This window comes from Stenotrophomonas sp. YJH_SMC_10 (genome assembly GCF_059371555.1).
Genome location: NZ_JCAFUS010000004.1, coordinates 143,520 through 161,975 on the forward strand (window position 1 = coordinate 143,520; position 18,456 = coordinate 161,975).

Below are 18,456 nucleotides of genomic sequence, written 5' to 3' on the forward strand. Positions count from 1 at the left end.
CATCGGTGGTGCCGGCCGCTGGCCGGCAACCCCTCCCCTTTACAGCGGCGGCATCGCCTGCAGGTCGCCGTCGACCAGCTCGATGGCCATCACCACCGCATCCTCGCGGCCCTGTGCAGCCGGGTAGTAGCGCGGGCGGCGGCCGATCTCGTTGAAGCCTTCGCTGTGGTACAGCGCCAGTGCCGGCGTATTGGATGGGCGCACTTCCAGGAACACGCGCTGTGCGCCGCGATCGGCGGCCAGCCGCACCAGCGCGCGCAGCAGCTGGCGGCCCAGCCCGCGCGACTGCGCCAGCGGATCGATGCAGATGTTCAGCACGTGCGCTTCATCGGCGGCGATGCTGAGCACGCCATAGCCGACCAGCAGGCCATCGCGCTCCATCGCCAGGCCGGGATAGCCGGCGCGCAGGCAGTCGATGAAGATGCCGCGGGTCCAGGGGAAGGGATAGCCCCGCAGCTCGATCGCCATCACGGCATTGAGGTCGCTCTCGCGCAGCGCGCGCAGGCTGACCGGACCGGGCCGGGTCACCGCGCTCATGGCGTTCCCCGCTTGCGCAGGGCTCGCAGCTGCGGCCACAGCGCACGCTTGGCCGCCGGATCGCGGCGCAGCTGGTCCAGCGGCCAGCTGTCCATCAGCGCCTGCGTGGCCGGGTCATTCGGGTTGCAGCCGGACGCGCGCAGCAGCGCGATCTGCAGACGGTCCGGCAGGCGCACCACCGGTTCCCGCGCGGTGCCGCTGGGCAACGGTCGCTCAGCGGCCGGCACGGTGTCCGGCGCCCTGACCGGCGTTTCGCGGCGCGGCGGTGCCGGGCGTTGCTGGCCGGTGGCGGGCGCCGGCCTGGCCGGCAGTGCGCGCGCCGTCTCCAGCGGCGGCACCGGGTGTGGCGGGGCAACGCTGGCCTCGGCTTCGGCCACGCTCAACTGCAGCGCGGCGTCCAGCTCGGCCGCAAGCTGGCCGTCGTGATAGACGGTGTAGCCCATGGCCTGCAGCCAGGCCTGCTGGGCCGGGGACCACAGCACGGGCAGGTCCTGGCTCACGCCGCCTCGGTTTTCTTGCGCAGGCGCTGGACGGCCCACATCACCGGGCCGGACAAGGCGTACAGGATGCCGACCGCGAACAGCACGCGCGGCAGGTCGATGACCGCAATGGCGATGGCCACCGGCACCAGTGCCAGCACCAGGAACGGCACGCGGTCCGAACGGGTGCCCTTGGCACCGCCGCCCTTGAAGCTCCAGAAGCGGATGCGGCTGACCATCAGCAGCGCAGCGATGATCGTCACCGCCAGCGCCACATAGCGCAGCTGGTTGCCGTCCCAGCCCAGGTTGCCATCGGCAAAGGCCCAGACGAAGGACATCATCAGGCCCGCTGCGGCCGGGCTGGCCAGGCCGACGAACCAGCGTTTGTCGACCACCGCCACCTGGGTATTGAAGCGGGCCAGGCGCAGTGCCGCGCAGGCCGCATACAGGAAGGCCACGGCCCAGCCGACGCGGCCGAGCAGCGGATCGTCGAACTTCAGCCACGACAGCGACCAGTGGTACATCACCAGCGCCGGGGCCATGCCGAAGCTGACCAGGTCGGCCAGCGAGTCGTACTGCACGCCGAATTCGCTGCTGGTGCCGGTCAGGCGCGCCACGCGCCCGTCCAGGCCATCCATCACCGCCGCCACGAACACGGCGATGCTGGCGTTGACGAAATCCCCATTGGCCGCGGCGATGATCGCGTAGAAGCCGGCGAACAGGCCGGCGGTGGTGAACAGGTTGGGCAGCAGGTAAATCGTGCGCGAGCGCGGCGGCGGTGTGATCGGGTCCATGGAATCCAGTTTAATCGACTTGCCAGCGGTCGGCGCCAATGCTGCAATCGATGTTCTGCGCCCATTCCGTGGAGTCTGCCATGCGTGCCCTGTCCTGCCTTGGATGCCTGCTGCTGTTGGCCAGTGCCAACGCCGTGGCCGGTCCCGTCTACAAATGGAAGGACGCCCGGGGCGTGACCCAGTACTCGGAGACCCCGCCGGCGGGCCGGAAGTACGAGACCCGCGAGCAGGCGCGCACCCCGCAGGCCGCAGCCAGCAGCGAGGCCCCGGCCGCGCCGGTCCCCGAGCAGTGCAGCACGGCCCGGGCCAACCTGGCCCTGCTGGACGGCGGTGGCCAGGTGATGCAGGACACCGATGGCGATGGCAAGGCCGATACCCCGTTGACCCCGGAGCAGCACACCGCGCAGAGGGGATTGGCGGAGGCGGCCATCAAGGCTTACTGCCCAGCACAGTGAGGGTATCGGCAGGGCTTGCAGCCCTGCGCCCGCAGAGGCAACAGCAAGGGCAACAGCCGGCTCTGGGCTTTCTGTGGGTTGGGCGGGGCGGTGTGGGATTGCGGGGACGCCGTAAACCCGTCCATGGGGGCTTGGCCGCGGCATCCATGCCGCGGACACCCCGCAATCCGACACCGCCCCGCCTTCGACAGTTTCCCGGTGACGGTGGTAGATCCACGCCATGCGTGGATGAAATCTGTCGGATCTCGAATTGAATCCGGGGCCAGATCCGTTTTCCTGCGGAAAACGGATCTGACCCCAGGAGCCATTCCGACAGCTCGCAGGAAACTGTCTAAGGCGGGGTGGGTCCGGTTGGGGGGCATGAGCCGCATAACCCGTTGTTGCTTCGGCTGTTGCTTCTGAGGTTGCCGGCCAGCGGCCGGCACTACCGCGGGTGCAGGGCGCAGCCCTGCCGATACCCCTCCCCCGGCCGGGCTGGCAGAATATAGGTCTCTGCCGTTATCCGAAGCCGACGATGCGCCTCTCCCAGTTCCACCTGCACACCACCAAGGAAACCCCCAGCGACGCCGAGCTGACCAGCCATCGGCTGATGCTGCGCGCGGGCATGATCCGCAAGCTGGCATCGGGCCTGTACACCTGGTCGCCGCTGGGCCTGCGCGTGCTGCGCAAGGTCGAGCGCATCGTGCGCGAGGAAATGGACCGGGCCGGTGCGGTGGAATTCCAGATCCCGACCATCCAGCCGAAGGAGCTGTGGGAGCAGACCGGCCGCTGGCAGAAGTTCGGCCCGCAGTTGCTGAAGATCAAGGACCGCAAGGACCAGGTGTTCTGCTACAGCCCGACCGCCGAAGAAGCCGCCTGCGACTTCGCGCGCAGCGAGCTGTCCAGCTACAAGCAGCTTCCGGTGAATTTCTACCAGGTACAGACCAAGTTCCGCGACGAGATCCGCCCGCGCTTCGGCGTGATGCGCTCGCGCGAATTCCTGATGAAGGACGCCTATTCGTTCCACCTGCACGATGAGTGCCTCGTGCGCGAATACGAGAACATGAAGTCGGCCTACAGCCGCATCTTCACCCGCCTCGGCCTGGACTTCCGCATGGTGCAGGCGGACTCCGGCGCGATCGGCGGCGATGCCTCGCAGGAGTTCCACGTGATCGCCGATTCGGGCGAGGACGCGCTGGTGTTCTCCACCGGCTCGGACTACGCGGCCAACATGGAAGCGGCGATCGCCGCCGATCCGGCGCCGCGTGCCGCCGCCACCGAAGCGATGCGCAAGGTGGATACCCCCACCCAGAAGACCTGCGAGGACGTCGCTGCCCTGCTCGGCATCGACCTGCAGCGCACGGTGAAGTCGGTGGCGCTGATCGCCGGCGAAGGCGAGGCCCAGCAGTTCGTGCTGGTGCTGGTGCGTGGCGACCACGAAGTCAACGAGATCAAGCTGGCCAAGGTCGCCGGCCTGGACGAGCAGCGGTTCGCCAGCGAAGCGGAGATCGCCGAGTACCTGGGCAGCGTGCCGGGCTTCCTTGGCCCGGTCGCCCCGGCCAAGGCCATCCGCGTGGTCGCCGATCGCGAAGTGGCGGCGATGTCCGACTTCGTCGTTGGCGCCAACGAGGCCGGTTTCCACCTGGCCGGCGTCAACTGGGGCCGCGACCTGCCGGAGCCGGAAGTGGCCGACATCCGCAACGTGCGTGCCGGCGATCGCGCCGTGGACGGCGGTGAACTGAAGATCGCCCGCGGCATCGAGGTCGGCCATGTGTTCCAGCTCGGCCGCAAGTACGCCGAGGCGCTGGACGCCACCGTGCTGGACGAGAACGGCAAGGCAGCGGTGATGGCGATGGGCTGCTACGGCATCGGCATCTCGCGGGTGGTGGCTGCCGCGATCGAACAGAACCATGACGAGGCGGGCATCATCTGGCCGGACGCGATGGCGCCGTGGCAGGTGGTGGTGTGCGTGATCAATCCGAAGGGCGACGCCGCCGTGGCCGATGCCGCGGCCAGCCTGCTGCAGGAACTGCGCGACGCCGGCCTGGACGCCGCGCTTGACGACCGTGGCCTGCGTCCCGGCGCGATGTTCGCCGACATGGAACTGATCGGCATTCCGCATCGCGTGGTGGTCAGCGAACGTGGCCTGGCCGCCGGCACCTACGAATACCGCTCGCGCCGCGCCAGCGAAGCGGAAAGCCTGGACAAGGCGTCCCTGCTGCAGCGCCTGCAGGGCTGATCGGCAAAAAGACCGGGGCCTGCCCCGGTCTTTTTTTTCTGCCGCGGCCTTCCCCGATATTGCAGCGGACATAATCCGGTCAAAATCTCCGCGACGGCGTCTGCATGCCGCCACGCCATGACCCGCCTGCATTTGTGCTGTGATTAATTCATCTCTATTCTGTCCGCCGACGCCATGGACTGGCTTGTCCCGTCCACACATTAGTTTCCGGAGTAACCGTAAATGAGCATTGACCTGACCGGCCTGTCAGCACGCGAGCTGGGCGCCCTGATCCGTACCGCCAAGAAGCAGCAGACCATCGTCGCCAAGCGCCGGCCGATCACCAAGGTCCGGGCCCAGCTGACCAAGCTGGCCAAGACCGAGGGTTACACCATCGAAGAACTGTTCGGCAGCGCCCCGGCCACGCGTGCCCGCAAGGCCGCCCCGGCCGTCAAGGCGCCATCGAAGACCGCCGGCCGCAAGCTGGGCAAGGTGGCACCGAAGTACCGCAACCCGGCCAATCCGAAGGAAACCTGGACTGGCCGTGGCAAGCAGCCGCGCTGGATGGCCGAACTGACCGCCAAGGGCAACAAGAAGCCGGAAGATTTCCTGATCAAGAAGGCCTGAGGCCGGATTGGGATGCAATGAAAAACGCCGGCGGACGCCGGCGTTTTTCATTCTCCGGTGTGTGGACCGAGGTCCACCCCCACAAGAAACAGCCCCTCCCGGCGTGTGGACCGACGGTCCACACCCACCGACATCATCACAGGGTTTTGCGCGCCGGCATCAGCAGGTTGCCGAACAGCAGGCCGGCGACCAGCGCCATCACCACGTTGAGCACGGTGAGGAACACGCTCTGGCCGGCGCCGACATCCTGTTGCTGGACCAGGGTCAGCACACCGCGCAGGCTGGTGCTGCCCGGCACCATCATGATGATGCCGGGCAGGCGGATGATCGCGCCCGGACGCCCGACCAGGCGACCGAACAGATTGCCGCCAGCGGTCAGCAGCATCGCCGACAGGAAGATACCGGCCGGCGCGCCCCAGGCGTGGCCACCGAACTTGGAGATCGCATAGCCGGCCACCGAGGCGGCGATCACCCACGGGTAATCGCGGCGGTTGGCCTTGAACAGCATCGCGAACGCAAAGGCCGCGGTCAGCAGCGAACCCCACTCCACCCACGGTCCCTGCGGTCGCGCCGCCCGTATCACCGGGTCCAGTCCGAGCACGTCGGCCAGGGTCACCGCGATCATCGCGCCGACGCTGAGCTTCATGATGGTGGTCAGCGCGCCGGCAAAGCGCGCGGTGCCCGATACCCAGTGCTGGCTGGCCAGTTCGTTGACCGCATTGGTCAGCGACATGCCGGGCAGCAGCACCACCAGCGACGCGATGATCACCGTATTGAGGTTGAGCGCGCCGATGAAGGACGCCACCAGGGTGGCAACCATGCCGGCCAGCAGCGCGGCCAGCGCCTCGGCGGCTTCGCGGGTGGCCGGGCGACGGTCGGTAACCATGCCGAGCAGGCCGATCATCAGGCCGATGACACCGGCGGTGGCGATGTCCAGCCACGGCAGCTTCCACATGCCGGCCACGCCGGCCGCGCCCAGGGTGAACGACAGGATCGTGCGCAGCTTGCCGCGCCGGCCCGGATCCTTGTCCAGCTGCCGCAGGGCGGTGTGGCCCTGGGCGATGCTCATCCGCCCGTTGGACACTTCTTCGGCGATATGGTCGGCAACGCTGAGCTTGTGCAGGTCGTTTTCACCGGGCGCCAAGCGGATCACGCGGGTGATGTCACTGGAGCCGATGGCCTGCGCCGGGTCGCTGAAGCTGAGGATGATACCGGTGGGATTCGACCACGGTTCACAATCCAGATCGAGCTGGCGGGCCAGTGCCACCACCGCCGTCTCCAGGCGCTGGGCCGTGGTGCCATAGCTGTGCAGGCGTCCGGCGATCTCGGAAACGAAGGCCACGCGCTGCGCGTAGGTGGCCTGGGGCGTGGGGATCGTGTGAGCATCTGCGGACATGCGCCGTAGTATTACCTAGGCAGGGGCTTACCGGAGAAATTCATCCGAGTTCGACGCGATGCCCAAGACAGAACGGTTATGCTGCGACCCGAATGGCCCACGTCACCCCGAACCTCGCCCCCCAGCTCGAACAGGATGCCCATGACCCGGGCCTGATCCACCTGTCCGGCACCTGGACCTTGAAGACCGCGCTGGCCGCGGCCGAGGTCCTGCACGGCGTTCCCGACAAGCTGACCGGCATCGATGCCACCGGCATCGAGCAGCTGGATTCGGCCGGCGTGCTGCAGGTGCTGCGCGTGGCCCATCGCGCCGATCTCCACGAAGACGCGCTGCAGTTCCGCCCGGACCACCAGGCGCTGGTATGCACCATCGAGGAAGTGGCCGATGACCGGCCCAGGGCCAAGCGCGATTTCGGCGTGCTGGCGGCACTGGAGCGGCTGGGTGTCAGCGTCCACGCCACTGGTCACAACATCAAGGCCCTGTGCAGTTTCCTCGGCGAGAACCTGGTCAAGGCGGCCCGGCTGGTCAAGGAACCCCGCCGCTTCCGGCTGACCGCCACCGTGCATCAGATGGAACAGGTGGGGCTGGATGCGGTGCCGCTGGTGGCGTTGCTGTCCTACCTGGTGGGCGCGGTGATCGCGTTCCTCGGTTCGACCATCCTGCGCGACTTCGGCGCCGAGATCTATGTGGTGGAGCTGGTCAACATCGCCTTCCTGCGCGAGTTCGCCGTGCTGCTGACCGCGATCGTGCTGGCCGGCCGTACCGCCAGTGCGTTCACCGCGCAGATCGGCGCGATGAAGGCACGCGAGGAGATCGATGCGATGCGCACGCTGGGCCTGGACCCGGTCGACCTGCTGGTGCTGCCGCGACTGCTGGCGCTGCTGGTCACCCTGCCCTTGCTGACCTTCATCGCGATGATCGCGGGCCTGGCCGGCGGCATCACCGTCGGTGCGTTCGACCTCGACATCCCGCCGCAGATGTACATCGCGCGCATGCACGAGACGATGGAAGTGCGGCACCTGCTGGTGGGTTTGTCGAAGGCGCCGGTGTTCGCGCTGGTGATCGGCCTGATCGGCTGCCTGGAGGGCCTGAAGGTCGAGGGTACCGCGCAGTCGGTCGGCGAGCGCACCACCTCCAGCGTGGTGCAGACGATCTCGCTGGTGATCATCATCGACGCCTTCGCGGCGTTGTGGTTCATGCACATGGACTGGTGACATGAGCACCTCCTCTTCCCCTGAAACGCTCGACATGCGCGATGGCGACGGCCACGCGCTGGCCATCCGCGTGCGCGGCCTGGTCAACCGCTTCGGCAGCCAGACCGTGCACGAAGACCTGGACCTGGACGTGCGCCGTGGCGAGATCCTGGGCGTGGTCGGTGGCTCCGGTACCGGCAAGTCGGTGCTGATGCGCTCGATCCTGGGCCTGCGCACGCCCGACGAGGGCCAGATCGAAGTGCTGGGCCGCGACGCGCGTGCCGACGACGCCGAGAGCCGCCTGCACATCGAACGCAACACCGGCGTGCTGTTCCAGGACGGCGCCCTGTTCTCCTCGCTGACCGTGGGCGAGAACGTGCAGGTGCCGCTGAAGGAACACCACCGCGAACTGCCCGAGCGCTGGCACTACGAACTGGCGCTGCTGAAGGTGAAGCTGGCCGGCCTGCCCGCCGATGCGATCAACAAGCTGCCCTCGCAGCTGTCCGGCGGCATGCGCAAGCGCGCCGGCCTGGCGCGGGCGCTGGCGCTGGATCCGCCGCTGCTGTTCCTGGACGAACCCACCGCCGGCCTCGACCCGATCGGCGCGGCCGCGTTCGACCGCCTGATCAAGACCCTGCAGGAAGCGCTGGGGCTGACCGTGTTCCTGATCACCCACGACCTGGACACGCTGTACGCCATCTGCGATCGCGTCGCCGTGCTGGCCGACCGCAGGGTGGTGGCCAATGCGCCGCTGCCGGACATCGAGAAACTGGATCATCCGTGGATCCAGGAATACTTCCACGGACCCCGCGCGCGCGCCGCGCGGGGCGAACAGATCGAGAGTGCCTGAGCCATGGAAACCAAAGCCAACTACGTGCTGATCGGCGCGTTCACCCTGATCACCGGCCTGGCCCTGCTGGCCTTCGGACTGTGGGCGGCCAAATACTCCTCCGACCGCACCTGGCAGGAGTACCGCGTGGTCTTCCGCGAGGCGGTGACCGGCCTGTCGGTGGGCAGCCCGGTGCAATACAACGGCATCGCGGTGGGCTCGATCACCGAACTGAACCTGGTGCCCGACGACCCGCGCCAGGTGGTCGCGCGCATCCGCCTGAACTCCAACACGCCGGTCAAGACCGATACCCGCGCCAAGCTGGCGATCACCAGCCTGACCGGCCCGTCGATCATCCAGCTCAGCGGCGGCACGCCGCAGTCGCCGGCGCTGACCACGGTCAACAAGGATCCGGCACCGATCATCCCGACCACGCCCTCGGCGCTGCAGAACATCACCGATGTGGCCAACCGCATCGTCGAGCGCATGGACCAGATCCTCAGCGACCGCAACGTGGCCTCGATCAACGCGACGCTGGCCAACCTGGAGACGATCAGCGGCGGCCTGGCCGACCGCGACCAGGGCACGCAGGCGCTGCTGCTCAGCGCGCGCGATGCCGCCCGCAGCCTGGACACCACGCTGAAGACCACCAACGGCACCATCGAGCGCCTGGACAAGAACCTGGTGCAGCAGCTGCCCGGCATCATCGACAAGCTCGACGCGACCCTGGCCAAGCTCGACTCGGCCGCCGGCAACGCCGATTCGATCCTTGGCGAGAACCGCGCCGCGATCAACAGCTTCGCCAACGATGGCCTCGGCCAGCTGGGCCCAACGCTGACCGAACTGCGCGGCCTGATCCGCGATCTGCGCCGGGTCAGCGACCGTCTCGAGAACAACCCCGCGCGCTACCTGCTGGGCCGCGACGCACCGAAGGAGTTCGAACCCCAATGAGCACGCCCCCCCTTCCGCGCCTGCTGCTGGCCGCTTCGATGGTCGGCCTGCTGGGCGGTTGCTCCATCCTCGGCAGCAGCGAGAAAACCGCAGTGACGCTGTACTCGCCGTCCGTGCAGGTCAAGGCGGACCCGTCGTGGCCGCAGGCCAGCTGGCAGCTGGTGCTGGCCAAGCCCAGCGCCGCGCGCCTGGTCGACAGCCCGCGCATCAACGTGCGGCCGACGCCCTCGCAGCTGGAGATCTACAAGGGCGCCAGCTGGGCGCAGCCGGCCACCGACATGATCGAGGACACGCTGCTGCGTGGCTTTGAAGACTCCGGCCGCATCCGCGGCGTGGCGCGCAGCACCGCCGGCATCCGTGCCGACTACAAGCTGTCCACCGACGTGCGCCGCTTCGAATCGGATTACCAGGGCCAGGCTACGCCGACCGTGGTGATCGAAGTCAACGCCAAGCTGATCCACGTCGCCGACCAGCGCGTGGTGGCCGACCGCACTTTCCGCCAGGCGCAGCCGGTCGGCAGTACCGACGTACCGGCGGTGACCGCGGCGTTCGAGCGCGGCCTGCAGCAGCTGGCACAGGATGTGGTGGGCTGGACGCTGGTGAGCGGGCAGGCCGACGCCACGGCGGCCAAGCGCTGACGCATCGCAGGGGTCAGAGCCCTTCCCCGACGGGAAAGGGATCTGACCCCTTCTTCGTCACCGCGGCCTAATCCAGCGGAAGGTCAGGTTGATCCGCTCGCCCTGCACCCGCGCCATCTTCGGCAGCGCGTGCTGGTAGAAGCGCTGGGTCTGCCCGGCCATCAGCAGCAGGTCCCCGTGGCCCAGCACGAACTCGGCCTTGCGCGCCGTATCGTCGCGTCGGCGCAGCAGGAAACGGCGCGCGGCGCCCAGGCTCAGCGACGCGATCACCGGGGCCGGTCCCAGCTCCGGCTCGTCATCGCTGTGCCAACCCATGGAGTCACCCCCGCTGCGGTAGCGGTTCAGCAGCACGCTGTTGAAGCGGCCGTGGCCTTCGGCCTGCAGGCGCTCGCGCACGGCCTGCAACACGGGCGGCCAGGCGTGCGGCACGAACTCGGCACCGGAATAGCGGTAGCGGGCCTGCGGATCGCCGATCCAGCAGCTCAGCCGCGGCGAATCCACCCAGTTGCCGAACATCCGGATGCGGTGGACCTCCCACGGCACGTCGGCTTGCAGCGCCCCCATGAGCCGGTCGGCGTCGGCTGCGGCCAGCCAGCCCGGCAGGTGCTGGACGTCGGCGTCGGGCAGGTCGTGGGGGAACAACATGGCGGCACCTCAAGAAACAGGGCGGCACGCTTGGCCGCCCTTGCAGCCTCAGCCGCGCTGGAACGCGACGCCGGTCTTTTCCTTCAGCTCTTGATCGCTGACACCCGGCGCAGCTTCCACCAGCAGCAGGCCGTTGTCAGTCACGTCGAACACCGCCAGATCGGTGATGATGCGGTCGACCACGCCCACGCCGGTCAGCGGCAGCGTGCATTCGGCCAGGATCTTGTGCTCGCCGTTCTTGGCGGTGTGCTCCATCAGCACCACCACGCGCTGCACGCCGGCCACCAGGTCCATCGCGCCGCCCATGCCCTTGACCATCTTGCCGGGCACCATCCAGTTGGCCAGGTCGCCCTTGTCGGTGACCTGCATGGCGCCGAGGATGGCCAGGTTGACGTGGCCACCGCGGATCATCGCGAAGCTGTCGTGGCTGCCGAAGTAGCTGGCACCGGCGCGTGCGGTGACGGTCTGCTTGCCGGCGTTGATCAGGTCGGCGTCGACCTCGGCGTCGGTCGGGAACGGGCCAATGCCGAGCAGGCCGTTCTCCGACTGCAGCCATACATCCACGCCGTCGGGAATATGGTTGGCGACCAGCGTCGGCAGGCCGATGCCCAGGTTCACGTAGGCGCCATCGGTCAGCTCGCGCGCCGCGCGTGCGGCCATTTCATCTCGGGTCCACGCCATGTCAGTTGCCCTCCGCGCGGATGGTGCGCTGTTCGATTCGCTTCTCTGGATGCGCGTTGTGCACGATGCGATGCACGTAGATGCCCGGCAGGTGCACCTGGTCAGGATCAATCGCGCCGACCGGCACCACCTCCTCCACTTCCACGATGCAGACCTTGCCGGCCATCGCGCAGGCCGGGTTGAAGTTGCGCGCGGTCTTGCGGAACACCAGGTTGCCAGCCTCGTCGGCCTTCCAGGCCTTGACCAGTGCCACGTCGGCGCGCAGCGCGGTCTCCATCACGTAGTGCTTGCCGTCGAACTCGCGGGTTTCCTTGCCCTCGGCCACCACCGTGCCGTAGCCGGTGGCGGTGAAGAACGCCGGAATACCTGCGCCACCCGCACGCAGCCGCTCGGCCAGGGTGCCCTGCGGGTTGAACTCCAGTTCCAGCTCGCCGGCCAGGAACTGCCGTTCGAACTCCTTGTTCTCGCCCACGTAGGACGAAATCATCTTCTTGATCTGCCGCGTTTCCAGCAGCTGGCCCAGGCCGAAGCCATCGACGCCGGCATTGTTGGAGATCACGGTCAGGCCCTTGACGCCGCTGTCGCGCAGCGCAGCGATCAGCGCCTCGGGAATGCCACACAGGCCAAAGCCACCCACGGCCAGGGTCTGGCCATCGGCGACCACCCCCTGCAGGGCCTCCGCCGCACTGGCGAAGCGCTTGCCGCGCTTTCCGCCGGAAGTCGATTGCTGCATTGCTGTAGTACCCTGCGAATGGATAAGCGCATTCTAGCCGCAGGCCTGCATCCGACGGGTTTGCGGCGCAGCAAACCGCACGGATGCAGCGGCCCGGGGCCGGGATGCCGCTTTCTGGCCCATGCCCCAACGCGGATACAATGGACGATCCCGCCGCGTCAGCCCGCGAACGATGCCCCCAGCGCCTCCTGCCCCCTCTCCTGCAGCCCACGACCGCGCCCTGTGCGTGGACCTGGATGGCACGCTGCTGGACACGGACCTCCTGTATGAATCGCTGCTGGTGCTGTTGGCGCGCAATCCGCTGTACCTGTTCCTACTGCCGTTCTGGCTGCTGCAGGGCAAGGCCGCACTGAAGCGGCAGATCGCTGCACGCGTCACCATCGATCCACGCCGCCTGCCTTACAACCCGAAAGTTCTGGAACTGCTGCGCGACACGGCGCAGCGCCCGCGGGTGCTGTGTACCGCCTCGGACCAGCTGCTGGTCGCGCCGATCGCCGCACACCTGGGCCTGTTCGAGCAGGTGATCGCCAGCGATGGCCAGCACAACCTGTCCGGCACGCACAAGGCACAGGCCCTGGTGGATGCCTTCGGCGAGCGTGGTTTCGACTACGCCGGCAATGGCACGGTCGATCTGGCGGTCTGGGCCCGCGCTGCAGGCGCCTGGGTGGTCAACAACCGCAGCGCCCTGGCCGGTGCCGCAGCGCAACGCACCCAGCTGCTGGGGCACTGGCCCGCCCCATCCAGGCTGCAGGCATGGTTGAAGGCGCTGCGGCCACACCAGTGGCTGAAGAACCTGTTGGTGTTCGTGCCCGTGTTGACCGCCCACCGCTTCCTGGAAGCACCGGCGGTGGCCGATGCCCTGCTCGCCTTCGCGGCCTTCAGCCTGTGCGCCTCCGGCGTCTACCTGCTCAATGACCTGCTCGACCTCGATGCGGATCGCCGCCATCCGCGCAAGCGCCATCGCCCCTTTGCCGCCGGTCGCCTGCCGCTGCTGCACGGCCTGGTTGCAGGCCCGCTGCTGACGCTGTGCGGGCTGGCCGTGGCACTGGCCTGCAGCCCTGCATTCGCGGCCGTGCTGGCGGGCTACTACGCGCTGACCGTTGCCTACTCGTTGCGCCTGAAGCGCATCGTCATGCTCGACGTGGTGCTGCTGGCCAGCCTCTACACCCTGCGCATCATCGGCGGCACGGTGGCCATCGGGGCAGAACTGTCGTTCTGGCTGCTGGCCTTCAGCATGTTCATTTTCCTCTCGCTGGCTCTGCTCAAGCGCTATACCGAACTCCACGCGGTGCTGGCACGTGGCAAGACCCGCGCCAACGGCCGTGGCTACGGCGTGGAAGACCTGCCGCTGCTGCAGTCGCTGGGCGCGGCCGCCGGCTACTGCGCCGTGCTGGTGATGGCGCTGTACATCAACAGCCCCGACAGCGTGGAGCTGTACCGCAGCCCGAAGCTGCTGTGGTTCATCTGCCCGATCCTGCTGTACTGGGTCAGCCGCGCCTGGGTGATCGCGCATCGCGGCAACATGCACGATGACCCCATCGTGTTCGCTGCCACGGACCGGGCCAGCCAGGTGGTGGCCGTGCTGTGCGCCGGGTTTGCCCTGGTGGCGATCTGATGCGGGACGGCGCGTACTCCTGGGGGCGGTATCCGCGCGCGCCACAGTCGCTGGTCAGGGTGCATGATCGGCTCGCCGCGCTGCCGGCCTTCGCAGGCAGCGCGCTGCCGCATGGCAATGGACGCAGCTATGGCGACAGTTGCCAGAATCCGGGGGCCACCCTGCTCGACTGTCGCGGTCTGGACCGCTTCATCGCCTTTGACCCGGCCAGCGGACGGTTGCATTGCGAAGCTGGCGTCACCTTGGGCGAGATCATCGCGCTCGTTCTGCCGCAGGGCTGGTTCCTGCCGGTTACCCCAGGCACGCGTCACGTCACCGTGGGCGGCGCGATCGGTAATGATGTGCATGGCAAGAATCATCATCTGGCCGGCAGCTTCGGCCGCCACGTGCTGTCCTTCGAGCTGCTGCGCAGCAACGGCGAGCGCCGCGTGTGCAGGCCTGGCGATGGCGACGGTTGGTTCGAAGCCACCGTCGGTGGGCTTGGCCTGACCGGACTGGTCACCCATGCCGAGCTGCAGCTGCGCCGCGTGCCGGGCAGCAGCCTTGAGGTGGAGAACATCCGTTTCTCCAGCCTGGCCGACTTCTTCGCACTGTCACAGGACAGCAGCGAGAGCCACGAGTACAGTGTGGCCTGGATCGACTGCCTGGCGCATGGCCGCGCCCTCGGCCGTGGGCATTTCACCCGTGCCAGCCATGCCGTGCAGCCGGCCGACGAACGTCCGGCCACGCCCCGGCGGCAGTGGTCGATGCCGCTGACGCCACCGATATCACTGGTCAACCGGCTCACCCTGCGCCCGTTCAATACGCTCTATTACTGGCGCCAGCCCGCGCAACGCCGGCGCCACGTCTCACACCTGTTGCCCTTTTTCTATCCGCTTGATGGCATCAGCCAGTGGAACCGGATGTACGGTCCGGCTGGCTTCGTGCAGTACCAGTGCGTGCTGCCACCGCACGCGGCCGCGGATGGAATTCCCGCCCTGCTGCAGGAAATCGCCCGCAGTGGCCAGGGGTCGTTCCTGGCGGTGCTCAAGCAGTTCGGCACGCAGCCGTCCCTTGGCATGTTGTCCTTCCCGCGCCCGGGTACCACCCTGGCCCTGGACTTCCCCAACACCGGCGAGGCGCTCTGGGCCCTGCTGCGGCGCCTGGACCAGATCGTCGATGCCGCCGGCGGTGCCCAGTACCCGGCCAAGGATGCACGGATGACCGCCGCCTCATTCCAGCAGGCGTACCCGCGCTGGCAGGACTTCAGCCGATTCATCGATCCACGTTTCTCGTCCGGCTTCTGGCGCCGGGTGACGGAGTAAGCATGCAGAACGTCCTCATCATCGGCGCCACGTCGGCGATCGCCGAAGCCGTCGGACGGCGCTATGCCGCACGCGGCGCGGCGCTGTTCCTGGTTGCTCGCCGTTCCGAACGGCTCGCCGCCATCGCCGACGACCTGCGCGTGCGCGGTGCACGCGCCACGCACACTTCTTCGATGGACATCAACGATCTGGCCGCCCACGCCGAGCTGCTGACGCAGGCCTGGCAGGCGCTGGGGCGGGTGGACGTGGTGCTGGTTGCACATGGCACGCTGCCCGATCAGGCAGCGTGTGAGGCCTCGGTGGAAACCTGCATGGCCGAGTTCGCCACCAACGGCAGCTCGACCCTGGCCTTGCTGGGGCCTGTGGCCAATCGGCTGGCCGACGCCGGCAGCGGCACGCTGGCGGTGATCACTTCGGTGGCCGGCGACCGCGGCCGCCAGAGCAACTACGTCTACGGCGCCGCCAAGGCTGCGGTCAGCACCTACCTGAGTGGCCTGCGCCAACGCCTGGCCAAGCAGGGCGTGGCGGTGGTCGACATTCGTCCGGGCTTCGTCGACACGCCGATGACGGCCCACCTGCGCAAGGGCCCATTGTGGGCAACGCCGGACCAGGTCGCGCGCCGCATCGTCGCCGGCATCGGGCGCGGCACCCCGGTGCTGTATGCCCCGGGCTTCTGGCGGTTGATCATGACGGTGATCCGCCTGCTGCCGCAGGCCCTCTTCAACAGGATCTCGCTGTGAGCACTGCAATGGACTCCGAGCTGGAGCAGAAGATCATCATTCCCGGTGGTGCCGGCCTGGTCGGCCAGAACCTGGTCGCCATCCTCAGGCGCCAGGGCTACCGCCGGCTGGTGGTGATCGACAAGCACGCTGCCAATCTCGCGGTGCTGGCACGCATGCATCCGGACGTGGTGACCGAACACGCCGACCTGGCAGAGCCGGGCACCTGGGAGCGCCATTTCGCCGGGGCCGACGCCGTGGTGATGCTGCAGGCGCAGATCGGCGGCACCGATCCTCTGCCATTCGTGCGCAACAACATCACTGCCACCGACCTCATCCTGGATGCCATCGAGCGCCACGCCGTGCCCTACACGGTGCACGTCAGCTCCTCGGTGGTCTGTTCGGTGGCCGATGACGACTACACCCGCACCAAGCGTGAGCAGGAGCAACGCGTCGCCGCGCGCGGCATTCCATCGGTCATCCTGCGCCCGACCCTGATGTTCGGCTGGTTCGATCGCAAGCACCTGGGATGGCTGTCGCGCTTCATGCGCAGGGTTCCGGTATTCCCGATTCCCGGCGATGGTCGCTACATGCGCCAGCCACTGTATGCCGGCGATTTCGCCACCATCATCGCCAGCTGCCTGCGCTCGCGCATTGCTGGCCAGCGCTACAACATCACCGGCTTGGAGAAGGTGGATTACATCGACATCATCCGCCAGATCAAGCGCAGCACGCGTGCCCGCACCCTGCTGCTGCACATTCCCTACCGCCTGTTCCACCTGCTGCTGAGGACCTGGGCGCTGTTCGACCGCGACCCACCGTTCACCCCGGCGCAGCTGCAGGCACTGGTGGCCCATGATGAGTTCGAAGTCATCGACTGGCCTTCGATCTTCAACGTACGGCCGACGCCCTTCGCGCAGGCCATCGACGCCACCTTCAACGACCCCGAGTACGGCGACATCGCCCTGGAGTTCTGATCATGAGCGAGCGCATCGCCGTTCTCGGCGCCGGCCCGATGGGCCTTGCCGTGGCCTACCAGCTGGCCCGCGACGGCCATCAGCCCGTGGTATTCGAAGCCGATGACCGCGTTGGCGGAATGACCGCGAGCTTCGACTTCGGCGGCATGCCGATCGAACGCTACTACCATTTCCATTGCACCTCCGATCACGATTTCCTGACCATGCTCGACGAGCTGGGGCTGGGCGAACGCATGCGCTGGACCGAGACCCGCATGGGCTACTGGTTCGGCAAGCGCCTGCAGCCATGGGGCAATCCGATTGCCCTGCTGCGCTTCAGGGGCCTGGGGATGATGGCGAAGATCCGTTACGGCCTGCATGCTTTCCTGTGCACGCGTCGCAACGACTGGCGCCCGCTGGACCACGTTGAAGCCTCCTCCTGGATCCGCCGCTGGGTTGGCGCCGAAGCCTACGAAACGCTGTGGCGCCGGTTGTTCGACTACAAGTTCTACGACTATGCCGGCAACCTGTCCGCGGCCTGGATCTGGAGCCGGATCCGGCGCATCGGGCGCTCCCGTTACAGCCTGATGCGCGAAAAGCTCGGGTATCTGGAAGGCGGTTCATCCACCCTGCTCGATGCCCTGCATGCGGACATCCAGCGCCATGGTGGCGAGGTGCGGCTGTCCAGCCCGGTGCAACGCATCGTGATCGAGGACGGCCGCGTACGCGGTGTCCAGGTCGGCGGCGAGCATCTGACCTTCGACAAGGTCATTTCCACGGTACCGCTGCCGTTCGTGCCACGCCTGGCGCCGGACCTGCCGGCGTCCATCCTGGCGAAGTTCCGCGCCTTGAACAACATTGCGGTGGTCTGCGTGATCGCCAAGCTGCGCAGGCCGGTCTCGGCCAACTTCTGGGTCAATACCAACGACCCGGACATGGACATCCCCGGCATCGTCGAGTACACCAACCTGCGCCCGATGGATGCCCATATCGTCTACGTGCCGTTCTACATGCCCGGCGAGCACGAGCGTTATGGCGACAGCGACGACGTGTTCGCCGGCAAGGTCCGCCGATACCTGTGCATGATCAATCCGCAGTTGGGCGCGGATGACTTCATCGACGTGCGGGTCAGCCGCTACCGCCACGCGCAGCCGATCTGCGAGCCGGGCTTCTTGGACCGGCTGCCGCCGCGCCGGCTGCCGGTGGAAGGACTGTGGGTGGCCGATACCTCGCACTACTACCCCGAAGACCGCGGCATCTCCGAGAGCATCGGCTTCGGGCGTGCCATGGCCCGCGAGGCGGTGGCGTGACCCTGTCCCGCCCGTTCCTGCTGTTCCTGCTGGCCGGCGGCATCGCTGCGCTGGCCAACATCCTGTCGCGGATGCTGTACAGCCACTGGATGCCGTTCACCCCGGCGATCATCGCCGCCTACCTCACCGGCATGGTCACCGCCTTCGTGCTGACCCGCTGGTTGGTGTTTTCCGGCAGCACCCGGCCCCTGCACCACTCGGCGTTCTACTTCGTGCTGGTCAACCTGTTCGCGGTGGCCCAGACCTGGCTGGTTTCCACCGTGCTGGCCTACCACCTGCTGCCATGGCTGGGCGTGGACGTGCTGCGCCTGGAGGTCGCCCACGTGGTGGGCGTGGCGGTGCCAGTGGTGTCCAGCTACTTCGGCCACAAGTACCTGTCGTTCCGATGACTGCTCCC

General features: G+C 67.7%; 20 protein-coding genes. 13 read left to right on the forward strand and 7 right to left on the reverse strand.

What is annotated here, in order from left to right; genetic code table 11:
• Positions 1-39: 39 nt before the first annotated feature.
• From rimI to pssA, 3 genes are read right to left on the reverse strand one after another with little or no spacing between them, the layout of a single operon-like run.
• On the reverse strand, positions 40-537 hold the full coding sequence (rimI, locus tag AC5P9C_RS08065) for a ribosomal protein S18-alanine N-acetyltransferase (RefSeq protein ID WP_053462112.1): 498 nt from the start codon (positions 535-537) through the stop codon (positions 40-42).
• On the reverse strand, positions 534-1,037 hold the full coding sequence (locus tag AC5P9C_RS08070; protein WP_049465107.1) for a flagellar biosynthesis protein FlhF: 504 nt from the start codon (positions 1,035-1,037) through the stop codon (positions 534-536). The genes rimI and AC5P9C_RS08070 overlap by 4 nt, the downstream gene beginning before the upstream one ends.
• Entirely contained in the window at positions 1,034-1,810 is a 777-nt protein-coding gene (gene pssA, locus AC5P9C_RS08075) for a CDP-diacylglycerol--serine O-phosphatidyltransferase (RefSeq protein ID WP_049465105.1), read from the reverse strand. The genes AC5P9C_RS08070 and pssA overlap by 4 nt, the downstream gene beginning before the upstream one ends.
• Positions 1,811-1,890: 80 nt before the next feature.
• Here pssA and AC5P9C_RS08080 point away from each other — a divergent pair, with 80 nt between their 5' ends.
• The 3 genes from AC5P9C_RS08080 (at position 1,891) to AC5P9C_RS08090 (ending at position 5,089) form a co-directional block, all read left to right on the forward strand.
• Positions 1,891-2,265 carry a DUF4124 domain-containing protein gene (locus tag AC5P9C_RS08080; protein WP_049465130.1) on the forward strand — a complete coding sequence of 125 codons (375 nt, stop codon included), beginning with the start codon at positions 1,891-1,893 and terminating at the stop codon, positions 2,263-2,265.
• A 514-nt stretch (positions 2,266-2,779) separates the two neighbouring features.
• Positions 2,780-4,483: a proline--tRNA ligase gene (locus AC5P9C_RS08085; protein ID WP_064237611.1), complete on the forward strand. Its 1,704-nt coding sequence runs from the start codon at positions 2,780-2,782 to the stop codon at positions 4,481-4,483.
• Between the two features lie 222 nt (positions 4,484-4,705).
• Positions 4,706-5,089 (forward strand): H-NS histone family protein, encoded by a 384-nt coding sequence (locus AC5P9C_RS08090; protein ID WP_262231889.1) that lies wholly within the window; start codon positions 4,706-4,708, stop codon positions 5,087-5,089.
• Between the two features lie 136 nt (positions 5,090-5,225).
• On the opposite strand, the gene AC5P9C_RS08095 is transcribed toward AC5P9C_RS08090, so the two are convergent.
• Positions 5,226-6,485 (reverse strand): threonine/serine exporter family protein, encoded by a 1,260-nt coding sequence (locus AC5P9C_RS08095; RefSeq protein WP_046428410.1) that lies wholly within the window; start codon positions 6,483-6,485, stop codon positions 5,226-5,228.
• Between the two features lie 92 nt (positions 6,486-6,577).
• On the opposite strand from AC5P9C_RS08095, the gene AC5P9C_RS08100 reads away from it, so the two are divergent.
• From AC5P9C_RS08100 to AC5P9C_RS08115, 4 genes are read left to right on the forward strand one after another with little or no spacing between them, the layout of a single operon-like run.
• A complete protein-coding gene (locus tag AC5P9C_RS08100; protein WP_049465308.1) occupies positions 6,578-7,699 on the forward strand; it encodes an MlaE family ABC transporter permease in 1,122 nt (373 codons plus the stop codon).
• A gap of 1 nt (position 7,700) precedes the next feature.
• A complete protein-coding gene (locus AC5P9C_RS08105) occupies positions 7,701-8,528 on the forward strand; it encodes an ABC transporter ATP-binding protein (RefSeq protein ID WP_074725542.1) in 828 nt (275 codons plus the stop codon).
• A 3-nt stretch (positions 8,529-8,531) separates the two neighbouring features.
• Entirely contained in the window at positions 8,532-9,458 is a 927-nt protein-coding gene (locus AC5P9C_RS08110; protein ID WP_049465312.1) for an MlaD family protein, read from the forward strand.
• Positions 9,455-10,096, forward strand: coding sequence for an ABC-type transport auxiliary lipoprotein family protein (locus AC5P9C_RS08115; protein ID WP_049465314.1), 642 nt, complete (start codon positions 9,455-9,457; stop codon positions 10,094-10,096). Before AC5P9C_RS08110 ends, AC5P9C_RS08115 begins: the two co-directional genes overlap by 4 nt.
• A 57-nt stretch (positions 10,097-10,153) precedes the next feature.
• Here the strand turns inward: AC5P9C_RS08115 and AC5P9C_RS08120 are convergent, their stop codons facing one another.
• Genes AC5P9C_RS08120 through AC5P9C_RS08130 form a run of 3 tightly spaced genes read right to left on the reverse strand, consistent with a single transcriptional unit; the run spans position 10,154 to position 12,155 of the window.
• Positions 10,154-10,741, reverse strand: a complete 588-nt coding sequence (locus AC5P9C_RS08120) for an alpha-ketoglutarate-dependent dioxygenase AlkB family protein (RefSeq protein WP_495205132.1) — start codon at positions 10,739-10,741, stop codon at positions 10,154-10,156.
• A gap of 48 nt (positions 10,742-10,789) precedes the next feature.
• A complete protein-coding gene (locus AC5P9C_RS08125) occupies positions 10,790-11,422 on the reverse strand; it encodes a CoA transferase subunit B (protein ID WP_053505576.1) in 633 nt (210 codons plus the stop codon).
• Between the two features lies 1 nt (position 11,423).
• The gene (locus AC5P9C_RS08130; protein ID WP_049465322.1) at positions 11,424-12,155 is read right to left on the reverse strand and encodes a CoA transferase subunit A; all 732 of its coding nucleotides are present in this window, start codon (positions 12,153-12,155) and stop codon (positions 11,424-11,426) included.
• 226 nt (positions 12,156-12,381) lie between these two features.
• On the opposite strand from AC5P9C_RS08130, the gene AC5P9C_RS08135 reads away from it, so the two are divergent.
• The 6 genes from AC5P9C_RS08135 to AC5P9C_RS08160 are packed head-to-tail and all read left to right on the forward strand — an operon-like array spanning position 12,382 to position 18,448.
• Entirely contained in the window at positions 12,382-13,770 is a 1,389-nt protein-coding gene (locus AC5P9C_RS08135) for a UbiA family prenyltransferase (protein WP_057494123.1), read from the forward strand.
• Positions 13,770-15,074, forward strand: a complete 1,305-nt coding sequence (locus AC5P9C_RS08140; RefSeq protein WP_057494122.1) for an FAD-binding oxidoreductase — start codon at positions 13,770-13,772, stop codon at positions 15,072-15,074. The genes AC5P9C_RS08135 and AC5P9C_RS08140 overlap by 1 nt, the downstream gene beginning before the upstream one ends.
• A gap of 2 nt (positions 15,075-15,076) precedes the next feature.
• A complete protein-coding gene (locus tag AC5P9C_RS08145; protein ID WP_164688259.1) occupies positions 15,077-15,814 on the forward strand; it encodes an SDR family oxidoreductase in 738 nt (245 codons plus the stop codon).
• 8 nt (positions 15,815-15,822) lie between these two features.
• Positions 15,823-16,770: an NAD-dependent epimerase/dehydratase family protein gene (locus AC5P9C_RS08150; protein WP_206149901.1), complete on the forward strand. Its 948-nt coding sequence runs from the start codon at positions 15,823-15,825 to the stop codon at positions 16,768-16,770.
• 2 nt (positions 16,771-16,772) lie between these two features.
• Positions 16,773-18,059 (forward strand): NAD(P)/FAD-dependent oxidoreductase, encoded by a 1,287-nt coding sequence (locus tag AC5P9C_RS08155; protein ID WP_164688258.1) that lies wholly within the window; start codon positions 16,773-16,775, stop codon positions 18,057-18,059.
• On the forward strand, positions 18,056-18,448 hold the full coding sequence (locus AC5P9C_RS08160; RefSeq protein WP_164688257.1) for a GtrA family protein: 393 nt from the start codon (positions 18,056-18,058) through the stop codon (positions 18,446-18,448). Before AC5P9C_RS08155 ends, AC5P9C_RS08160 begins: the two co-directional genes overlap by 4 nt.
• The last annotated feature ends 8 nt before the right edge of the window (positions 18,449-18,456 follow it).

What these genes read in the sequence shown, in the direction of transcription:
- AC5P9C_RS08105 (WP_074725542.1), top strand. Translation starts at nt 7,701, where the DNA reads ATGAGCACCTCCTCTTCCCCTGAAACGCTCGACATGCGCGATGGCGAC.
- AC5P9C_RS08130 (WP_049465322.1), bottom strand. Translation starts at nt 12,155, where the DNA reads ATGCAGCAATCGACTTCCGGCGGAAAGCGCGGCAAGCGCTTCGCCAGT.
- AC5P9C_RS08145 (WP_164688259.1), top strand. Translation starts at nt 15,077, where the DNA reads ATGCAGAACGTCCTCATCATCGGCGCCACGTCGGCGATCGCCGAAGCC.
- AC5P9C_RS08120 (WP_495205132.1), bottom strand. Translation starts at nt 10,741, where the DNA reads ATGTTGTTCCCCCACGACCTGCCCGACGCCGACGTCCAGCACCTGCCG.
- AC5P9C_RS08080 (WP_049465130.1), top strand. Translation starts at nt 1,891, where the DNA reads ATGCGTGCCCTGTCCTGCCTTGGATGCCTGCTGCTGTTGGCCAGTGCC.
- AC5P9C_RS08125 (WP_053505576.1), bottom strand. Translation starts at nt 11,422, where the DNA reads ATGGCGTGGACCCGAGATGAAATGGCCGCACGCGCGGCGCGCGAGCTG.
- AC5P9C_RS08095 (WP_046428410.1), bottom strand. Translation starts at nt 6,485, where the DNA reads ATGTCCGCAGATGCTCACACGATCCCCACGCCCCAGGCCACCTACGCG.
- pssA (WP_049465105.1), bottom strand. Translation starts at nt 1,810, where the DNA reads ATGGACCCGATCACACCGCCGCCGCGCTCGCGCACGATTTACCTGCTG.
- AC5P9C_RS08090 (WP_262231889.1), top strand. Translation starts at nt 4,706, where the DNA reads ATGAGCATTGACCTGACCGGCCTGTCAGCACGCGAGCTGGGCGCCCTG.
- rimI (WP_053462112.1), bottom strand. Translation starts at nt 537, where the DNA reads ATGAGCGCGGTGACCCGGCCCGGTCCGGTCAGCCTGCGCGCGCTGCGC.
- AC5P9C_RS08140 (WP_057494122.1), top strand. Translation starts at nt 13,770, where the DNA reads ATGCGGGACGGCGCGTACTCCTGGGGGCGGTATCCGCGCGCGCCACAG.
- AC5P9C_RS08100 (WP_049465308.1), top strand. Translation starts at nt 6,578, where the DNA reads ATGGCCCACGTCACCCCGAACCTCGCCCCCCAGCTCGAACAGGATGCC.
- AC5P9C_RS08155 (WP_164688258.1), top strand. Translation starts at nt 16,773, where the DNA reads ATGAGCGAGCGCATCGCCGTTCTCGGCGCCGGCCCGATGGGCCTTGCC.
- AC5P9C_RS08150 (WP_206149901.1), top strand. Translation starts at nt 15,823, where the DNA reads ATGGACTCCGAGCTGGAGCAGAAGATCATCATTCCCGGTGGTGCCGGC.
- AC5P9C_RS08115 (WP_049465314.1), top strand. Translation starts at nt 9,455, where the DNA reads ATGAGCACGCCCCCCCTTCCGCGCCTGCTGCTGGCCGCTTCGATGGTC.
- AC5P9C_RS08085 (WP_064237611.1), top strand. Translation starts at nt 2,780, where the DNA reads ATGCGCCTCTCCCAGTTCCACCTGCACACCACCAAGGAAACCCCCAGC.
- AC5P9C_RS08110 (WP_049465312.1), top strand. Translation starts at nt 8,532, where the DNA reads ATGGAAACCAAAGCCAACTACGTGCTGATCGGCGCGTTCACCCTGATC.